General features: G+C 44.1%; 14 protein-coding genes. 10 read left to right on the forward strand and 4 right to left on the reverse strand.

All coding sequences use genetic code 11. The features are described from left to right. The first annotated feature begins 9 nt into the window (after window positions 1-9). Window positions 10-1206, forward strand: coding sequence for an Nramp family divalent metal transporter (locus GTW09_RS13840; RefSeq protein WP_163112366.1), 1197 nt, complete (start codon window positions 10-12; stop codon window positions 1204-1206). 114 nt (window positions 1207-1320) lie between these two features. On the opposite strand, the gene GTW09_RS13845 is transcribed toward GTW09_RS13840, so the two are convergent. From GTW09_RS13845 to typA, 3 genes are all read right to left on the reverse strand, one after another. Then, complete coding sequence (locus GTW09_RS13845; protein WP_163112367.1) at window positions 1321-2472, reverse strand: PatB family C-S lyase; 1152 nt, start codon at window positions 2470-2472, stop codon at window positions 1321-1323. 236 nt (window positions 2473-2708) lie between these two features. Beyond that, window positions 2709-3092 (reverse strand): response regulator, encoded by a 384-nt coding sequence (locus GTW09_RS13850; RefSeq protein WP_163112368.1) that lies wholly within the window; start codon window positions 3090-3092, stop codon window positions 2709-2711. A 250-nt stretch (window positions 3093-3342) separates the two neighbouring features. Next, a complete protein-coding gene (gene typA, locus GTW09_RS13855) occupies window positions 3343-5172 on the reverse strand; it encodes a translational GTPase TypA (protein WP_163112369.1) in 1830 nt (609 codons plus the stop codon). A gap of 455 nt (window positions 5173-5627) precedes the next feature. Here typA and glnA point away from each other — a divergent pair, with 455 nt between their 5' ends. The 4 genes from glnA to glnG all read left to right on the forward strand — a co-directional run bounded on the left by glnA (window position 5628) and on the right by glnG (window position 10521). Continuing rightward, window positions 5628-7037: a glutamate--ammonia ligase gene (glnA, locus tag GTW09_RS13860; RefSeq protein WP_163112370.1), complete on the forward strand. Its 1410-nt coding sequence runs from the start codon at window positions 5628-5630 to the stop codon at window positions 7035-7037. A 202-nt stretch (window positions 7038-7239) separates the two neighbouring features. Continuing rightward, window positions 7240-7911: a DUF4124 domain-containing protein gene (locus GTW09_RS13865; protein WP_239059401.1), complete on the forward strand. Its 672-nt coding sequence runs from the start codon at window positions 7240-7242 to the stop codon at window positions 7909-7911. Between the two features lie 125 nt (window positions 7912-8036). After that, window positions 8037-9122, forward strand: coding sequence for a nitrogen regulation protein NR(II) (gene glnL, locus GTW09_RS13870; protein ID WP_163112371.1), 1086 nt, complete (start codon window positions 8037-8039; stop codon window positions 9120-9122). Then, window positions 9112-10521, forward strand: a complete 1410-nt coding sequence (glnG, locus tag GTW09_RS13875) for a nitrogen regulation protein NR(I) (protein ID WP_071980504.1) — start codon at window positions 9112-9114, stop codon at window positions 10519-10521. The genes glnL and glnG overlap by 11 nt, the downstream gene beginning before the upstream one ends. 107 nt (window positions 10522-10628) lie before the next feature. Here the strand turns inward: glnG and GTW09_RS13880 are convergent, their stop codons facing one another. After that, window positions 10629-11768 carry an HD domain-containing phosphohydrolase gene (locus GTW09_RS13880; RefSeq protein WP_163112372.1) on the reverse strand — a complete coding sequence of 380 codons (1140 nt, stop codon included), beginning with the start codon at window positions 11766-11768 and terminating at the stop codon, window positions 10629-10631. Window positions 11769-12079: 311 nt separating this feature from the next. On the opposite strand from GTW09_RS13880, the gene GTW09_RS13885 reads away from it, so the two are divergent. The 5 genes from GTW09_RS13885 (at window position 12080) to GTW09_RS13905 (ending at window position 18550) form a co-directional block, all read left to right on the forward strand. Continuing rightward, a complete protein-coding gene (locus GTW09_RS13885) occupies window positions 12080-12805 on the forward strand; it encodes a 1-acylglycerol-3-phosphate O-acyltransferase (RefSeq protein ID WP_163112373.1) in 726 nt (241 codons plus the stop codon). Between the two features lie 47 nt (window positions 12806-12852). Then, entirely contained in the window at window positions 12853-13263 is a 411-nt protein-coding gene (gene rraB, locus GTW09_RS13890) for a ribonuclease E inhibitor RraB (RefSeq protein ID WP_163112374.1), read from the forward strand. A gap of 129 nt (window positions 13264-13392) precedes the next feature. Further along, complete coding sequence (locus GTW09_RS13895; RefSeq protein WP_163112375.1) at window positions 13393-14328, forward strand: choice-of-anchor H family protein; 936 nt, start codon at window positions 13393-13395, stop codon at window positions 14326-14328. Between the two features lie 202 nt (window positions 14329-14530). Continuing rightward, window positions 14531-15811 (forward strand): ABC transporter substrate-binding protein, encoded by a 1281-nt coding sequence (locus tag GTW09_RS13900; RefSeq protein ID WP_163112376.1) that lies wholly within the window; start codon window positions 14531-14533, stop codon window positions 15809-15811. 27 nt (window positions 15812-15838) lie between these two features. Beyond that, window positions 15839-18550 carry an ATP-binding protein gene (locus tag GTW09_RS13905; RefSeq protein ID WP_163112377.1) on the forward strand — a complete coding sequence of 904 codons (2712 nt, stop codon included), beginning with the start codon at window positions 15839-15841 and terminating at the stop codon, window positions 18548-18550.

The raw sequence follows: 18550 nt of genomic DNA on the forward strand, positions 1-18550 counted from the left end.
TTGTTGCAAATGGCAAAAGATAAATCAGGATATATTATCGCGGCCGCCTTTATTGGCCCAGGAACCGTTACTACCGCAAGTTTAGCCGGAGCTAACTTCGGTTTTCATTTGGTATGGGCACTTATCTTCTCTGTTTTCGCAACAATAGTCCTGCAGGATATGGCAGCCCGCCTTGGCGTTGCCACTGGACAGGGACTTGCTGGCGCCATGAAAGATATGGCCTACAAGCCCTGGCTCAAAAACCTTTTCGTTGTGCTCATCGTCAGTGCTATCGGCATTGGCAACGCTGCCTATGAGTCGGGCAACTTAACCGGTGCCGCAATTGGACTCGATGCGTTTATCGATATTGGAATAGGGCCATGGGCCGCAATTCTTGGCGCTATTGCGATAGTGCTATTGTGGTCTGGAAGCTACCAATGGATTGAAACTGTTTTAGTTTATTTAGTCTTTATAATGGCAGGGGTATTTCTGATCACACTGCTCGTGGCTAAACCCGACTTATCAGCCATGTTCAATCAGCTTATATCACCTAAATTAGACACCGATGCTATTACCACCGTATTGGCGTTAATTGGCACCACCATAGTGCCCTACAATTTATTTTTACACGCGAGTTTGGTAGCAAAATCATCGAAAGGCTTAGATAAGCAGCAGGCTGTCCTTGCCTGTCGAAGTCAGTCAGCCAGAGCCATAAGTATGGGCGGACTTATAACGTTGATTGTAATGGCAACCGCAATGATGGCGTTTTTCAATCAAGCAGCCACCATAGACGCCAGCAATATGGGAGAGCAACTCAAGCCTGTGCTTGGCGATAAAGCGCAATGGTTTTTTGCCCTTGGACTGTTTTCAGCAGGCTTGACGAGTGCCATAACCGCGCCGCTAGCAGCCGCTTATGCGGTGACAGGGGCTCTTGGTTTAAGTGACGATATGAAGAGCCGAAGCTTTAAAGCTGTATGGATGGTCATTATTCTGGTAGGCGTAAGTGTTGCAGCATTAGGTTTTAAACCCTTACCCGCCATATTGTTTGCGCAGGCTACAAACGCGCTATTACTGCCGGTAATTGCTATTTTCTTATTGGTAGTTATGAACAAAAGCCAGGCTTTAGGGCAGTTTAAAAACTCTTGGAAAAGTAATATTGCAGGAGTAGTTGTGGTAGGCACAGTGGTGGGGTTAGGTTGCTATAAATTGGTCAATGTATTCCTGTAATTGCACGCTTTATCCAGCTTTATTATCGCTAGTAAAAGCGCCTTGTTTTCACAAGGCGCTTTCTACTATTTAAGCTTCTACTACTAGTAGTTTCTGCTATTTTTTGGGCTTCATCTATTTAGCTAGGCGCGCTAGAATGTCATCAAGCATAGAACGACTACAGCCAAAGTTTATTCTGAAATGGTCTGGCTGGTGAAAGTCTTTACCGGGCGATGGCCCGACGCCTTTTTGCTCAGCCCAGGCCTGTACATCATCGACACCTAAGCCACTTGCATCTACCCAAGCTAAGAAGGTGGCATCTGCTTTCAGCATGCTTAGCCCTTCTATGTTATTGATTGCTTGGTAAACTCTTTCTCGATTTTCGCGAAGATAGCTAAGTTCTTGTTTGTGCCAATCGTCGCACTGCGTAAACGCGGCCTCGGTAGCCGCTAACCCCATTATATTTACCCATGGAACAATGCCCGCTGCGGCATTTACAAATGCCTGCCTAACGCTTCTATTCGGTATGATGGCGAACGAAGTGCCAAGACCTGCAATATTAAAGGTTTTGCTTGCGGCCATTAAAGTAACGCTGTTGTCAGCTAACTGCGCCTCTCTACCGGCAGGAATATGGGCTTTGCCCTCTTCTAAAATAAGATCGCAATGTATTTCGTCAGAGCACAGTTTAACGCCATTCTTATTACAAATGTCGGCAATCCTGTCTATCTCCGATTGCGTTAACACTGTGCCTACCGGATTCATAGGATTACATAATATGAACAGGGTGCATTTAGGGTCGGCGGCTTCTCGTTCAAGTGCATCAAAGTCGAGGGTATACCTAGGATTCTCTGCATCACTCGTTGAGTCGATGACAGTGCCAATATCGACTCTTTCTAACTGATTGAGTTTAGGCGCGGCCAACAAAGGCGGATAGTTTGGCGTTTGAATTAGCACCTTATCACCTGGGTTGCAGTAGGCTTTGCACGCCACGTTAAATGCAGGCACCACACCCGGCGTCCACACTAGCCACTCAGGCTCAATGTGCCAATCGTGTTTATCTTTTAGCCAACGCACTACTGCGTTAATAGCTCCCGTGTGATGCGAGGGCAGAATGTACCCCATGTTTCCGTGGTCTACCTGAGCAGAAATAGCGTCTAAAATAGGCTGAGCACAAGAAAACTCAGTATCTGCAACCCAGGCAGGAATGATGTCTTTGCCTTTGTACTTCTGCCATTTAAATGAATGAGTCTCTTTTCTTGATGGGGTATTGTCGAATAATGCGCTCACACTACATCCTTTTGCCGAGAAATTTATGCCTCAAGTGTATGGTTTTGCAAAGGTATAAACTAGGGTGGGAAGTACATTTCTCTATAACAATTTGCACTTAATTATTGTGATGCAGGTACTCAGTTGCTACTAATCGCCTACTGGCCCAAGGATGTGCTACTTGAAGGAATGCTTGCAGTGAGTGCTGAGAATAAATATCTCAGAGTGTTTTTGGTAACAAAGCACTTAGAGGTATTTCAGTTGCCGTGGTTTTGAGATGTCACCTTATCAGAGGTAGCCACTAACTCTTTCATGCTAATTGGCTTTGCTAGGAAGCCAGAAACATTGAGTTTAGCCGCATCCAATACAAGACTTTTATGAGGGTCTGCAGTAATGAGCAAAAACGGAATTTCTAGACCTTTTGAACGACATAGCTTTAACAAGCTCAGCCCATCATAGTCGGGCATAAGTTGGTCGCTAATCACCAAATTCAATGAATCTGGCGTTTGCTGAAGCAAAAAATCTCGAGCGTATTTGCTCCGGCTAAACGGATAAACGGTTGCATCCAACTGGGTTTCTAATGCATCGGTTATTAAATCGAGGGTAATTTGATCATCTTCAATGACGGCAATTGAAAGCATGGAAGTACCTCTAAAAAAATTCCACCGTTTACACAAGTTACCTGTAAAAGCGATATAGCCTACAGGTGCTTAATAACTCAAAGTGTAGGGACAAAATATAGAAATGACCACTCGCCTTTGGTAGCAACTATTTAGCGAGTTATGGCATGAATAAGCGCTAGTAGAATAAAAAATGCCAACGCGAGGTTGGCATTTTTATCTTTTTTCAGCGCAAACATTAACGCGCTAAAACTTTAACGTATATTGCTGTCTATTTTGGCGCTCGCGATGCACGCTTACGCTCGTTCTCAGTAAGAAGCTTCTTACGAATACGGATAGATACAGGTGTCACTTCAACTAATTCGTCATCATCGATAAACTCTAGCGCTTGCTCTAAAGACATTTTAATTGGCGGCACAAGTGTTTGCGCTTCGTCAGTACCAGAGGCACGAACGTTAGTCAGCTGTTTACCTTTCAACGCGTTTACCGTTAGGTCGTTGTCACGGCTGTGAATACCGATAACCATACCTTCGTAAACTTCAACACCATGACCGATGAACAAACGACCGCGCTCTTGGAGGTTAAACAATGCGTTAGTTAGTGCTTTACCGTTAGCGTTGGCAATGAGAACACCGTTTTTACGCTTACCAATAATGCCGCCTTTGTAAGGGCCGTAGTGATCGAATGAATGGTATAGCAAACCAGAACCCGACGTCATTGTCATAAATTCTGTTTGGAAACCGATAAGACCACGACTTGGAATAACGAAGTCGATACGAACACGGCCTTTACCATCTGGAGACATATCTGTCATTTCTGCTTTACGAAGACCAAGCTGCTCCATGATAGAGCCCTGATGCTGTTCTTCACAGTCAATCGTCAAGGTTTCAAATGGCTCTGTTGTTTCGCCATTTTCTTCTTTTAGAATTACTTCTGGGCGAGAAACGGCAAGCTCGTAGCCTTCACGACGCATATTTTCAATCAGTATGCCTAAGTGAAGTTCACCACGACCTGATACGCGGAATTTATCCGGATCAGCCGTTTCTTCAACACGTAGTGCAACGTTGTGAACAAGCTCGTCGTTCAAACGTTCAAGAATGTTACGCGACGTTACATACTTACCTTCTTTTCCAGCAAAAGGTGATGTATTTACTTGGAACGTCATGGTTACTGTTGGCTCATCTACCGATAGTGGTGGAAGTGCTTCAACGGCATTAACGTCACAAATTGTGTCAGAGATTTTCAGTTCACCAAGACCAGAGATCGCGATGATATCGCCCGCATTCGCGCTGTCTACTTCGTGACGGTCTAGACCAAGGTAGCCATATACTAAGCCAACTTTACCGTTGCGAGTTTTGCCATCAGCAGTAACGATAGTTACCTGTTGGTTGGTTTTAACTGAACCGCGGCTGATACGACCTACACCGATTACACCCACATACGAGTTGTAATCTAGCTGTGAAATCTGCATTTGGAAACCACCGTTGGCATCAGCATCTGGTGCAGCAACTTGGTCAACAATAGTTTGGAAAAGTGGAGTCATGTCTTCTGACGGTGTGTCAGCATCGTTAGACGCCCAACCGTTTAGTGCAGAAGCATAAACAACTTGGAAATCAAGCTGCTCATCAGTAGCGCCAAGGTTATCGAACAAATCAAATACTTGGTCCATTACCCAATCAGGGCGAGCACCTGGCTTGTCGATTTTGTTGATGACAACAATAGGCTTAAGGCCTTGAGCAAATGCTTTTTGAGTAACAAAGCGCGTTTGCGGCATTGGACCTTCTTGAGCGTCAACAAGTAGAAGTACAGAGTCAGCCATTGACATTACACGCTCTACTTCACCACCGAAATCGGCGTGTCCCGGAGTATCAACAATGTTGATACGGTAGTCTTGCCAGTTAATTGCAGTATTTTTCGCCAAGATGGTGATACCGCGCTCTTTCTCGATGTCATTCGAGTCCATAACGCGCTCTTCTTGTACGCCGCGAGATTCCAACGTTCCAGATTGCTGAAGAAGCTTATCTACCAAGGTAGTTTTACCGTGGTCAACGTGGGCGATGATTGCGATATTACGCAATTTACTTATATCAGTGGTATTCATGCTTATATAGAGCCTGTGTAAATCGATACATACCAACACGGTATGCATAAGATTTCTTGCAAAAAATGCAGATAGAAAATTTTCGCGGATTGTACAGAAAAAACGCGCCGTTTGCGCATCTTTTTTCACTTTGCAATGAATGTTTCCGCTTTTCTTATGATTTTAAAGGCCTATAGCGGAATTTGGTGGTAATAAGGGAGTAATTCACTGTGTAGAAAGAGTGGCAAGCGGCTAGAAAGTATTCTAGTCTAAACATCTTAGGCGACGCCACCTGCACCACTATCGCACAACATCGCACCAAGTTGGTGCGAAGCGGGCCATATTATAGGTCTTCATCTTAGTCTAAGCCGCAGAAAACGGCAGATAGATAGATGGCATGATTATCGCTTTCACAATTTTACTGTTGGAGTGAGCCTGATCACTCTGCATTTTTACATTAAAACCTGGAGGACACGATGTCAGTAGAAAAGGCATTAGAGCTGATTAAAGAAAGCGAAGCGAAATTTATCGATTTACGTTTTACCGATACCAAAGGTAAAGAGCAACACGTATCTATTCCTGCGAGCCAAGTTGATGAAGATTTCTTCGAAGAAGGAAAAATGTTCGACGGTTCTTCAATTGCAGGTTGGAAGGGCATCAACGAATCTGACATGGTTCTTCTTCCGGACGCAGACAGCTGCGTAGTTGACCCTTTTGCAGAAGAAACACAAGTAAACATCCGCTGTGACATCGTTGAGCCTACTACTATGGAAGGCTACGAGCGCGACCCGCGTTCTGTTGCTCGCCGCGCAGAAGAATATCTGAAGTCTACAGGTATCGGTGACACGGTATTCTTCGGTCCAGAACCAGAATTTTTCCTTTTCGACGACGTGCGTTTCCACACTGATATGGCGGGTTCTTTCTACAAGATCGACGCATCAGAAGCAAAGTGGAACTCTGGCGAAGAGTTTGAAGGCGGTAACATGGCTCACCGTCCAGGCGTAAAAGGCGGTTACTTCCCAGTACCTCCAGTAGATTCTGCGCACGACATTCGCGCGGCAATGTGTATGGTTATGGAAGAGATGGGCCTTGTTATCGAAGCGCATCACCATGAAGTTGCTACCGCTGGCCAAAACGAAATTGCATGTGAATTCAACACGTTAGTTAAGAAAGCTGATGAAATCCAAGTATACAAGTATGTTGTACACAACGTTGCTCATGCATACGGTCAAACTGCGACCTTTATGCCTAAGCCTCTAGTTGGCGACAACGGTTCTGGTATGCACTGTCACCAATCTATTGCAAAAGATGGCAAGAACATCTTCGCAGGTGACAAGTATGCAGGCCTTTCTGAAGAAGCGCTTTACTACATTGGTGGTATTATTAAGCATGCTCGCGCAATCAATGCGTTTGCTAACGCATCAACTAACTCGTACAAGCGTCTTGTACCAGGGTTTGAAGCACCTGTAATGCTTGCTTACTCTGCGCGTAACCGCTCTGCTTCAATCCGTATTCCTTATGTAACAAGCGATAAGGCTCGTCGTATCGAAGTGCGCTTCCCTGACCCAACAGCTAACCCATACCTTGCATTTACTGCAATGCTTATGGCTGGCCTTGACGGTATTAAGAACAAGATCCACCCTGGCGATGCTATGGATAAAGACTTGTATGACCTACCGGCAGAAGAAGCAGCAGAAATTCCAACCGTTGCTAGCTCGCTAGAAATGGCGCTAGAAGCATTGGATAACGACCGCGAATTCCTTACTGCTGGCGGTGTAATGACTGATGACATGATTGATGCATATATCGACCTTAAGTCTGAAGAAGTCACTACTTTGAACATGACAACTCACCCTGTTGAGTTCGACATGTACTACAGCGTTTAATAGAAACGTTTCAACATGCGCTTCGTGTGTTGATGATGTATGTAGATATTTGAAGCCCGCGATTGCGGGCTTTTTTATTGTCTGCGCATTGATTTGTATAAGGGCCTATTAGGTTGGGAACAGCCTGCGCGACTAACAATTATCTATTATGCTTAGAATCATCTATGATAGCGTTTGAGCAAAATTTAAAGGGACACCATTTATGACAGATTCAATTAAACGCACCTCGCTGCTTTTCACTTTGCCGTCATTTACTTTGTTCCTATGCGCCACCTGCTTTTCTCATCAGGCTTTTGCCCAGCAAACATACGATCAGCAAACATACGATCAGCAAACACCCGGCCAGCAAGCCTCTGCCCAGCAAAACACGACACAGAAAAATAAAACACAGCAACAAAAAACACAAAACAGTCCCGCGCAAATTTTCAAAGTCGTCAACGAAGACGGCTCTGTGACATATACAGATACACCACCGCCAAATGCCGAAACCGTAGAGCTAGATATAAAAACACGTAACGTGGTTTCTGCTATTAAAACGCCAAAGACTCAAAAAGTTCAGGTTAAAAAGAAAAAGCCAAATTATAGCGTAAGTATCGCTAGCCCCGCTCCCGAAGCGACCTTGAGAGACAACGCTGGCAACATTGTTATTAAAGCGGAACAAAACAGTGCAGAAAAAGCGCCCTTGTATCGCTTGATATTCGACGGTGCCCCAGTTAAGAGCAATTCCTCAGGCATATTTAAGCTAGAGGGTGTCCATCGTGGGGCACATAATTACAAAGTTGAGCTAACCAACAATACGGGCAAGACTCTTGCATCGTCTCCTACTCAAACCCTTTACCTGCATCAGGCATCGGTGTTTATTAATAACAACTAGCGTGCAGCCCTACTGAACTGGCGCACCAACGCGGTTCATAGAATTTTAATTTTCGAGTAAACCTGCGCGGGATTGTCAGTTACACGCTATAATGCACAATATTGGTGCAAAGGAGACATGCTCGGATGGTTTCTACCGAGTCAGAATCACGATTATTACTAAATAGTCTAAATACAGCCCTAGTGATGGTAGATAGCCGGCTGCGTATTATTTACGCGAACCACGCCGGTGAGGCATTATTTGAAACGGGGTTAAAACAACTTCAAGGCCATCTTCTACCTGACTTTTTCTTACCGGGTACTATTGAGACAACGCGGTTGCGAGCCGCAATGCGCAAAGGTGAAGACTTTACTGAAAACGAGATAAAACTGGCGTTTAAAGATAATCGCTACGTTTCAGTAGATTTAACCGTTACTAATATTGCAACTTCCAACGGCCCAGGCCTGCTTTTTGAAGTAAAGAAAATAGACCAGCAAAAGCGAATCACCCGAGAAAATCTACAAAATGCCCAGCATTATGCAGCTCGAGAACTCGTGCGTGGCCTAGCCCATGAAATAAAAAACCCCTTAGGAGGAATTCGTGGTGCAGCTCAGCTGTTAGAAAAAGAGTTACCTGAACAACATAAAGAGTTTACACGCATGATAATCGAGCAATCGGATAGACTGCGTACCTTGGTAGACCGCCTTCTAGGACCTAATTCTTTACCTCGCTTTGAAGTAAGCAATGTGCATCAAGCGTTAGAGAAAGTGCGAAGCCTTATGTTGGTTGACTCTGCCATACCAATTTCAATTGTACGAGATTATGACCCAAGTATTCCCGATCTGAGGATCGATCCAGACATGATTCAGCAAGCGGTGCTGAATATAGTGCGCAACAGTATTCAGGCGTTGAACGAGCACAAAACACCTAACCCTGAAATACGCTTGGTAACCCGTATCGAACGTCAAATGACTATTCAATCTGCGCGCCACGCTTTAGTGGCCAAAGTGAAAATTATCGACAACGGCCCAGGTATACCTGCAGAGATAAAAGACACCTTGTTCTATCCCATGGTCACCAGTAAACAAAATGGCTCGGGTCTTGGGTTGTCGATTTCACAAACACTTATTAATCACCACGGTGGAAAAATAGATGTTGATAGCCACCCTGGTTACACCAAGTTCGTGATTTATATTCCAATTAAAAGTAAGGAGACAGACGATGACGAATGAGTCGGTATGGATTGTCGACGATGACAGTTCGATTCGTTGGGTGCTGCAAAAAGCCTTACAGGCAGCCAATATCAGCTGCTTGAGTTTTGAAAACCCTGAAGATTTGCTGCGCCAAATCCAAAGTGGTCAAGCGCCAGAAGTTATTATATCTGACATACGAATGCCTCAAATGGACGGTATGACCCTGTTGAACGAGGTTCACAGCTCACACCCCCTTCTTCCAGTCATTATTATGACTGCGCATTCAGATCTGGACAGTGCGGTAAATGCATATCAAAAGGGGGCGTTTGAGTATTTGCCCAAACCCTTTGATATCGATGAAGCCGTTACGCTTGCTCGGCGTGCAATAGACCATGCAAGGGAGCAGTCATCTACCACCAAGGTACAGCAAGATGAGGTGGTTACTGAAATTATTGGTGAAGCGCCAGCGATGCAGGAAGTGTTTCGTGCCATTGGTCGTCTGTCTCGCTCGTCAATCAGTGTACTCATTAACGGTCAGTCTGGCACAGGTAAAGAGCTAGTCGCCCATGCTTTGCACAGACATAGCCCCCGCTCTAGCAAACCTTTTATTGCGCTAAACATGGCCGCTATTCCCGCCGATCTTGTAGAGTCTGAACTTTTCGGGCACGAAAAAGGGGCATTTACTGGTGCTCAGGCTGCGCGTCAGGGGCGTTTTGAACAAGCCGACGGCGGAACCTTATTTCTGGACGAAATTGGCGATATGCCTCTTGATGTTCAAACCCGCTTGCTAAGAGTACTTGCCGACGGTCAATTTTATCGCGTTGGCGGGCACCAGTCGGTTAGTGTCGATGTAAGAATTATTGCCGCAACCCACCAAAATCTAGAAACCCGAGTTGCTGAAGGTAAGTTTCGTGAAGATTTATTTCACCGCCTCAATGTTATTCGAGTGCACCTACCTTCCCTTGCCGAACGTCGTGAAGACATTCCATTGTTAACCAGACACTTTTTGCGTCGCGCCGCTAAAGAACTTGATGTTGATGCTAAAACTATTAGTAAAAGTGCTGAGCGAGTAATGTCACAGCTTCCGTGGCCTGGTAACGTGAGACAGCTAGAAAACGTGTGTCGTTGGCTAACGGTAATGGCAAGCGGCCAAGAAGTTATCCCTAGCGATTTACCGCCAGAAATTCACAGCGATGGGCACGTAGAAACATCTTCTGCCGCTACCGGAGAATGGCCTGAATTACTTGCCTCATGGACAGATAAACAGCTGCGGGACGGTCGTCACGACATTTTAAATGATGCCATGCTAACGTTTGAAAAAGTGATGCTTGAGCGTGCCTTACATCATACTCACGGCCACAAGCAAGATGCAGCAAAACGCTTAGGATGGGGGCGTAACACGCTTACACGTAAGCTAAAAGAGTTAGGCATTAGCTAGATTGGCACACTGGAGAGTGAGGCTCTTACTTCATAAATATGAAGGTGACAGTAAAAAAATTTACATTTGCAGCTTGTTATTAACCTAACAAGCTGCCTAAACCGGTTTTAATGACCTTTAGTCAGTAACCCTGTTATGCCCTGATTAAAGTGGCGAACCCATTTCATACTGAACTGTCCTTTAGCCTGCTTGTTGATATGAATAACCGCCTCTTTCTTAGACATGACTTTGTCTTCGTTGTGCGCTCTTGGATGGGTAAGAGCATCGTACGTATCAATAATCGCCAACAGCTTTGCACCTTCGCAAATGTCGTCTTCCTTCAAGCCTAGCGGATACCCTGAGCCGTCGGTGCGCTCATGGTGTTGCATCACTATTTTGCGCGCCATATCCCAGTCATCTAGGTGCTCTAGTAAACGGGCACTTTTATAAACATGAGAGCGCATTAGATTGAATTCATTTTCGGTTAACGTATCGCCTTTGTTTAACAACTTCATGGGCATAAAGGCCATACCGAAGTCATGCACATAACTGGCAACGGCTAGCTGATCTTTATCAATAATATTGTCGGCCACATCATTAATATACATAGCAAGTTTTGCGATGCGGTCACCTTTTCCAGCCCAAAATGTACAGCGTCGCTCGACGGTTTGCATTAGCTCTCTAAAAAACAGCACATCTTGTTTCTTTTCACTGCTTATATCTTTTGGAATACCCGTTGAAGCCAAAACGGGGGCCTTTACGGGTGCACTTTCCGAGTTACCCTCGCTACTCGCAACGTCAAGGGCAGGATTAAGCAGAAGCACGGCATCGTTTAAGAAGCGCTCGTGTTCAGCATTGTTTTCTGGCGTTATGCGACTAATCGCAAGCACTAACTGCTCGTGCAGATTATTGTCATACTCTGCTTTGCCAGTGCGCATGACTTCTTCTACAAACGCTTTTACCCTGTCCATAGTAAGCAGAACAAGGTCGCTCATAGTGCTTGTATAATCAACTTGGCCCTTGCGGAGGTAATCGAGTAAATCTTCTACGTGCTGAAGTAATGGAATTAATGGCGAGAAGTTTACTAAGCCAAGGTCACCTTTAATGGTATGTATAGAGCGAAACAAGGCTCTTTGAAGCTCGTTGTCCGCAGGACGTAACTCTAGCTCTATTAACGTTTGCTCGCTCGATTCATAAAGCTCGTTAATTTCCTCCATGAGGTCTGCAAGAATATCTTCTTCTAGTTCGTCAGGGGTAAATGTCAACATACTTATGGGTACCAAATATGGTTTGAATGCTTAGTCTTATCTATTGTAATGGGCTATTAATAAAAATGCTTCATACTAAAGGTGATAAAAACGTCGAATTGTCTAGATGCCGCTTAACGATTTCAATATATCCAGTAAAATACCGGTTCCTAGGTCTACTTTTTATCTTAGTAACGCGAAAATAATATAGAAATAACGGCTCAACACACAAGTGTAGCCCAGATTACAAACTTCACTGTAAAAACTCATCGGACAAGTGTACGCTGAAATTTCTTCTATACTGCGCGCTCTATTTATTGCTAGGAGTTATTTTGATCGCTTTGCTTCGCATTCCCATTCTTTTCATCGCGTTTTTGGTTATCAACGTAATCTTGCTTTTTGTCTGCATTTTGCGTCCTTTCCACAAAGATAACGTGCAGGCTGCAGGAGCACTATATTCCCAGATGGCTAAAATTGTGGGCCTTAAAGTTATTGTTCGAAGAGATCCGGCAGTAAAACTTAATGAGCCCTATGTATTCATTGCAAATCACCAAAATAGCTTTGATATTATGACAATATGTAAAGCTGCCCTGCCGGGTGTGGTGACTATTGGTAAGAAAAGTCTGAAGTGGATCCCTATTTTCGGTCAAATTTACTGGCTATCAGGCAACATCATGATTGACCGAAATAATTCAGGCAAAGCCAGAAACACGCTAGACATAGCTGCAAACCGAATTGCCAAAAAGAAAACCTCGGTATGGTTGTTCCCAGAAGGTACGCGTAGTAATGGCCGAGGTATTTTGCCGTTTAAACAAGGGGCTTTTCGGTTGGCAAAAACCACCAATGAACCTGTGGTAATGGTAACTGCGAGCAATCTACATAAAAAAGTACGTTGGAATAAATGGGATAATGGTGTTGTTCTTATCGACATTAGTGCGCCTCAACCGCTAACAGAAACACACTCTATTAAAGAGTGGATGGGTATTTTCAACGCGCAAATGAAAGAAAAATTTGAACAGTTGAATGCGCAGGTCGATGAATTAGAGAAAAGCAGGTAAACTTGCGCCCATTAACAAAAGCAAAAAGCTACGTATTAGGCAAAAAAATGAATCAATTTGACGAAAGAGAAGAGTGGTATGAATTCAATCAAGAAACGATTGATGCACTGTTAGAGGATGGCAGTCAAGCCGACGCCGATTATACCATTGAGCATCATTTTGCCAGTACCGATTTTGATGTTTTAGAAAAAGCAGCGGTTGATGTTTTTAAAGCAGGCTTCGAAGTTACCGACGCAGAAGAATTGATGTTAGATGACGGTGATACCGTATTTTGTTTCGATGCTGTGGTAGAGCGTAAGTTAGATATTAATTTACTTAACGCTGATGTTGATAAACTTCTCAAAATCGCCGACAAGCAAGACGTGACCTACGATGGTTGGGGAACTTACTTCGAACCACGGGAAGACAACGAGACAACAAATGACGTGGAAGACGACAGCTTCTACGACGAAGAGTAAAGGTTAACTCGAACCGACCCGATGCTGGGCAAGGTATAAATAACTACCCATTAAGTTTCACTTCAGCTTTCGTTCATCTTTTCCAGTCAACAATGACCATGTCATTATTGATTGGAAAAGGATGGATTTATGAAGATTCAATCTGCTAGAACGATACTTTCTACAATTGCCCTACTTGCATTGCTTAGTGCGCATGTTGATGCACAAACTAATACGAAAGATACCAGCAGCACCGCCTCTGAAAATAAAAAAGTAACATCTCAAGAATACCGCTATGACAAGGTTTATACGCCCCTTGAACAGCCAACACCAGTGAGTGGGGCAGATACTGAGTCTTTAACTGAGTCTTTAACTACCAAAGCAGCAGATTCAAACTCACCCTCTCCAAACGCAGATTTTAGCGAGAACAGCAAAAGCAGCAACGGCACTAGCCACGCTACGTCAAACTTAAAATCTACACTTGATACGCAAGACTTAAAAACAGCCCAGCGCGTTCAGAAGTACGCAAATACAACGAAGTTATCGAGTAGTATTACCGTTGTAAGTAGTAATGAATTCTGGATTTACGACAGCTGGGTAGGCCTTGTTCAGGATATTGATTACGACGGATATTACTCACAATTTTCGGTGGAATTCGACGCCGACACAATATTCGCTAATGTACCTGTTTACGCGGTGCTTTATTTGGGCCGCAATGGTACTTACGACGCCATACATGTGTCGTCAGAATTCTTTATTTACGGGGAAGATTCTACAGACAGTTTTGTGATTGAAAGCACATTAGTTTCAGGGTTCCCCTCTTATGACTACGATATTTTACTCGAGCTTTATGATGCGCAAACAGAGCAACTTGTGGCCTTTTCTGACAGCTACGACAACCCTGAGTTTGCTTTTGTACCTTTAGAAAGTGAAACCAATGAATACGTTGTAGAAGAATCTGTGGTTATTGTGCAGGAGCACGGGGGATCCTTATCGTGGATGACACTGTTTTTTGGTTTTTTAATGTTGCTTGGCCGTGCTCTGGTGAAACCCACTACAAACAAATCGAAAATAGTGCGATCGTGATGAGTGTGAATAAAGCCTTATATAAAAGCAGTTTGTTTGATGGCGTTTTGTAGGAGTAGTGCTTTGTATGAGTGATGTTTTGCAAATACCATTTGTAGCGCGCAAAAATTGAAGTAATTTGCTAATCTCTTTCATTAGCAACTGCTCTATTACTACAAGCTAATACACGCCTGTGACTGCGTTTTAAGGTACGAACACTACAATGACAAAGGACAGTAAAAACACATCCTCACCTTCCATTCGTAGGAACTTTATAAAAGGTACCCTTGCGCTGGGGATTACTGCAGGGGTTTCGCCCTTTGCTATAGGTAAACCTAAGCCTACGCTGAAGGTTATGGGTACCCATGTAACGCTGCAAGAAGCCATACGACAACAAGCAATGGAAGACTTGGGCATAAACATTCAATTCGAGCCCGGCGGCAGTGCAACGGTACTGCAAAAAGCGTCTATGAACCCCACATCTTTTGATTTGTATGAACAGTGGTCTAATAGTATTGGCGTTCTGTGGCGTGCAGGCGCTATTCAGCCAATAGAAAAGAAACGTATTCGCTATTGGGAAGAAATCAACAATTTATCAAAAACCGGCAAACTCACAGCGAATGCCAGAATGGGCGCCGGAGACGCTCCTCACAAAATATTAAACGTGCAGGGTAATGGTTCTCTAGGGGCTACACCCACCGACACAGTGAGCTTTTTGCCGTATGTGCACAATGTTGATTCTTTTGGATACGACAGACGTCATCTTCCAGAGGCTATGCAGGACGAAGCCGAAAGCTGGGGATGGTTACTCGACAGTCGCTATTCGGGCAAGGTGGCTATTGTTAACGACCCTACTATTGGTCTTTTCGACCTAGCCCTAGCAGCCCAGGCCAAGGGGTTCGTTGAATTTAATGATATTGGTGCAATGACAGAGTTAGAACTCGATGCGTTATTTAGCGTGCTAATAGAACTGGTTCAGTTAAATCACTTCAACGGCTTCTGGACATCGGTACCAGAGTCAGTGCAATTTATGAAAAGCGGCAGAGTTGCCATTGAAAGCATGTTCTCACCCGCAGTATCTACATTAAACGGAGAAAACATTCCTGTTACGTTCGCTGCGCCTAAAGAAGGCTACCGAGGATGGCATGGAGTTATGTGTTTATCTTCAGCCTCCCAAGGGCGAAGCAAAGACGTTGCCTATGAATATATGAACTGGTGGCTGTCGGGCTGGCCGGGTGCTTTTATCGCTAAACAAGGTTACTATATTTCTAACCCGGAGCGCTCAGCTAATTATCTATCCAAAGCTGAATGGGATTACTGGTATAAAGGCCAGCCAGCAGCTACCGATTTAACGGGTACAGATGGAAAGGTAAGCGTGTTAAAAGGAGCACAACGAACTGGCGGGAGCTATGAAAACCGCTTTAGTAATGTGGCTGTTTGGAATACAGTAATGCCGACTTATGAATACAGCTTACAAAAGTGGTACGAGTTCATCACCTCTTAAACTAATAAAAAAAGGCCTCTGCGCTGAATGCTATCCTCAATCAGAATACAGCTTGTTACAGTGCTATTAGCACTTATCGTGCTTATCCTTTTTCAAAGCTTTATAGCCCATGAGAACCAAGCGGTATTAAATCGTGGTGTAGAGACTGCTACCAAGGCAGTTAATGCCGTTGGCATTGTAAAAGAATTAGAACGAGACGTTGTCGACCTTCAGCGAAATGTACTTATCTTTAAAGAAAATGCCAGTCCGTCAGCCATTACTCGCTTCTCGAGGCTGATGGCATCGATTTCAGACAAACTCGATGTTCTTGCCCAGTCAAACTCTGCTTATTCAAATACGCAGGACAATGGCGTGCTTGCGCGGATGAATGAGCATTTAGATGCCTACCAACTCAATTTTAAGCAAGTAGTAGACGCAAGAGCACAAAGAGACAACCTTGTTTCTGAAGGAACCTTAACGAGTATTTTAGTGCTGCAAAGACTGGCATCAAGCCTACTTAACACCGGCGACATTAGCGTGAATACTTACGAGCAAATTACTAAGCAGCTTGTGCTTGCAGAGAACGCCACGCTGAAATATCTCATAAAACCAGACATTACTTTTGTAGATTTATTCAATCAATCGGTCTCGCCGTTAACAGATATTGTCTCCACAGTTGACGGTATTTCAAAGCGAAAGTTAGAGACCAGAGTGAATAAGCTCAAGTCAGATTTTTTAACGCTTTCACAAATTACTCAGGGCAATTTATTTCTAGTTAACGTGGTTATGGCCGGGTCAGCAAGAGAGTTTCTTTATTTAAGCGGTGAACTGGCCAATAATGTATCGGCAGCATCTGAAGCCGCCACACAACATACTTATCAACTCGCTGAAACTACCCAACAAAAGGGAGAACTCTTTTCCCTCTTTGCAATTTTATTAGCGCTAGCCGCTGCGATATTCACCATGGGCAGGATCCTTGGCCCCATTAAATCCATTACCGGCGTATTCAATAAACTTTCAGAGAACGTGCCCATAGAAAATATACCAGGTAGCAAACGCACCGATGAGATAGGCAAGCTTTCCAGAGCCGCCATGGTATTTAGTGATAAAAATCGTCAAACTCAAAAGTTGTTGGCCGAAGCACAAAGCTTAAATGTAGAACAAGAGCGGCTGAATAATGAGTTGAGAGAGTCTAAGCGCAAAGCAGAGCAAGCCACAGCCTCGAAAAGTATATTCTTAGCCAATATGAGCCACGAAATACGCACGCCGATGAATGGTATTATTGGTTTAATCGAGCTAGCCCAAAAGCAAACAATCAGCAACACGGTAAGAGACTATCTTGATAAAGCAGCGTATTCGGGTCAAATATTACTAAGTGTTATTAATGACATTTTAGACTTCTCAAAAATAGAGGCCGGTGAATTAAAAATTGAGGAAGTTAGCTTCTCCTTGCATTCTCTTTTCGACAACTTAATTGCTGTTATTGCCCTTCGTGCCAAGGAGAAGAATCTTTCAGTTCGTTTCTCGGTAAACCCATCACTTTACGCAACTGTTATTGGCGACCCCCTTCGCATAGCCCAAATTATTATGAATATTGGTAACAACGCCGTGAAGTTCACTGATCAAGGACGGGTTGAAATAGAATTTGATGGCGGGATGAACGCTGATGGCGATGTGTTTACTCTCTCTATGCGGGTGTCAGACACGGGCATTGGCATGAGTGAAAAGCAACTGAGTAAAATCTTTAAACCCTTCACCCAAGCTGATGGCTCGACTAACAGAATGTATGGCGGCACGGGACTTGGCTTGGCTATTGTGAGTCAACTCGTTGAGTTGATGAACGGAGACCTGCGAGCATCTTCATCCCTAGGAAAGGGAAGTGAGTTTTTTATATCACTACCGTTAAGAGCAGTTAACCGACAAAGCGGTATTTTGAGTCAAACCCCTGCTCTGCCTGAGGGAAGTATTTACGTGACAGCATCTCCTCTACTGCCCGCCTCTTACACACAGCACCTTAACCTTTCTTCAACAGCAGCATGCTCTATACAAGACGCTCAAGCGCAACCAAATTTGCCAGAACATATTCTTATTGACGTTCCGGATTTTAGTACCTTTAGACAGAACTTGCGTTGGTTTAATGAGTTAGTAGAAGAAGGCAAGTCTGTGGGTTTAATTATGGAAACAGCGGGCAGCGCGCTTCAGGCTAAGTATGCGTCGCTATGGACCAATCCACTCATCATGCACCCGTTTACGCCTATTCAGTTTGAACGCTTTATTAAACAAGTTCTAGAGAAAGACGGGCACGTTGCCCCAGAGTTGACTGCGGACAGCCCCCCTTCTATTACACTCGAAGGCCATGTGCTTTTAGTTGAAGATAACAATATAAATCAGTTGGTTACCGGTGAAATGCTAACCAATATGGGCTTAACCTTTGACGTGGCTGAAGATGGCAAACAAGCCGTGCAAAAAGTTGAGAATTCAACAGAATACGACCTTATTCTCATGGATGTTCAAATGCCCGTTATGGATGGTTATGAAGCCACTAAGGCGCTGAGGGAAAAAGGCTTTACAGACATCATAATTATCGGTTTGTCTGCTAACGCGATGAAAGAAGATAAGCAAAACGCCATTGATGCGGGGATGAATGACTACATTACCAAGCCTATCAAACAAAAAGCCCTTTCAGCTAAGCTAGAGTATTTCTTGGCAAGAGATCTTACGAAAAATGCTTCAGACGATGACAGCAACTATTCAATTTAG

The sequence above is a fragment of the Alteromonas hispanica genome (assembly GCF_010500915.1).
Lineage (GTDB): Bacteria > Pseudomonadota > Gammaproteobacteria > Enterobacterales > Alteromonadaceae > Alteromonas > Alteromonas hispanica.

Coding starts and splice junctions, on each gene's coding strand:
- GTW09_RS13840 (WP_163112366.1), top strand. CDS start 10: ATGGCAAAAGATAAATCAGGATATATTATCGCGGCCGCCTTTATTGGC.
- GTW09_RS13850 (WP_163112368.1), bottom strand. CDS start 3,092: ATGCTTTCAATTGCCGTCATTGAAGATGATCAAATTACCCTCGATTTA.
- typA (WP_163112369.1), bottom strand. CDS start 5,172: ATGAATACCACTGATATAAGTAAATTGCGTAATATCGCAATCATCGCC.
- glnA (WP_163112370.1), top strand. CDS start 5,628: ATGTCAGTAGAAAAGGCATTAGAGCTGATTAAAGAAAGCGAAGCGAAA.
- GTW09_RS13865 (WP_239059401.1), top strand. CDS start 7,240: ATGACAGATTCAATTAAACGCACCTCGCTGCTTTTCACTTTGCCGTCA.
- glnL (WP_163112371.1), top strand. CDS start 8,037: ATGGTTTCTACCGAGTCAGAATCACGATTATTACTAAATAGTCTAAAT.
- glnG (WP_071980504.1), top strand. CDS start 9,112: ATGACGAATGAGTCGGTATGGATTGTCGACGATGACAGTTCGATTCGT.
- GTW09_RS13880 (WP_163112372.1), bottom strand. CDS start 11,768: ATGTTGACATTTACCCCTGACGAACTAGAAGAAGATATTCTTGCAGAC.
- rraB (WP_163112374.1), top strand. CDS start 12,853: ATGAATCAATTTGACGAAAGAGAAGAGTGGTATGAATTCAATCAAGAA.
- GTW09_RS13895 (WP_163112375.1), top strand. CDS start 13,393: ATGAAGATTCAATCTGCTAGAACGATACTTTCTACAATTGCCCTACTT.
- GTW09_RS13900 (WP_163112376.1), top strand. CDS start 14,531: ATGACAAAGGACAGTAAAAACACATCCTCACCTTCCATTCGTAGGAAC.
- GTW09_RS13905 (WP_163112377.1), top strand. CDS start 15,839: ATGCTATCCTCAATCAGAATACAGCTTGTTACAGTGCTATTAGCACTT.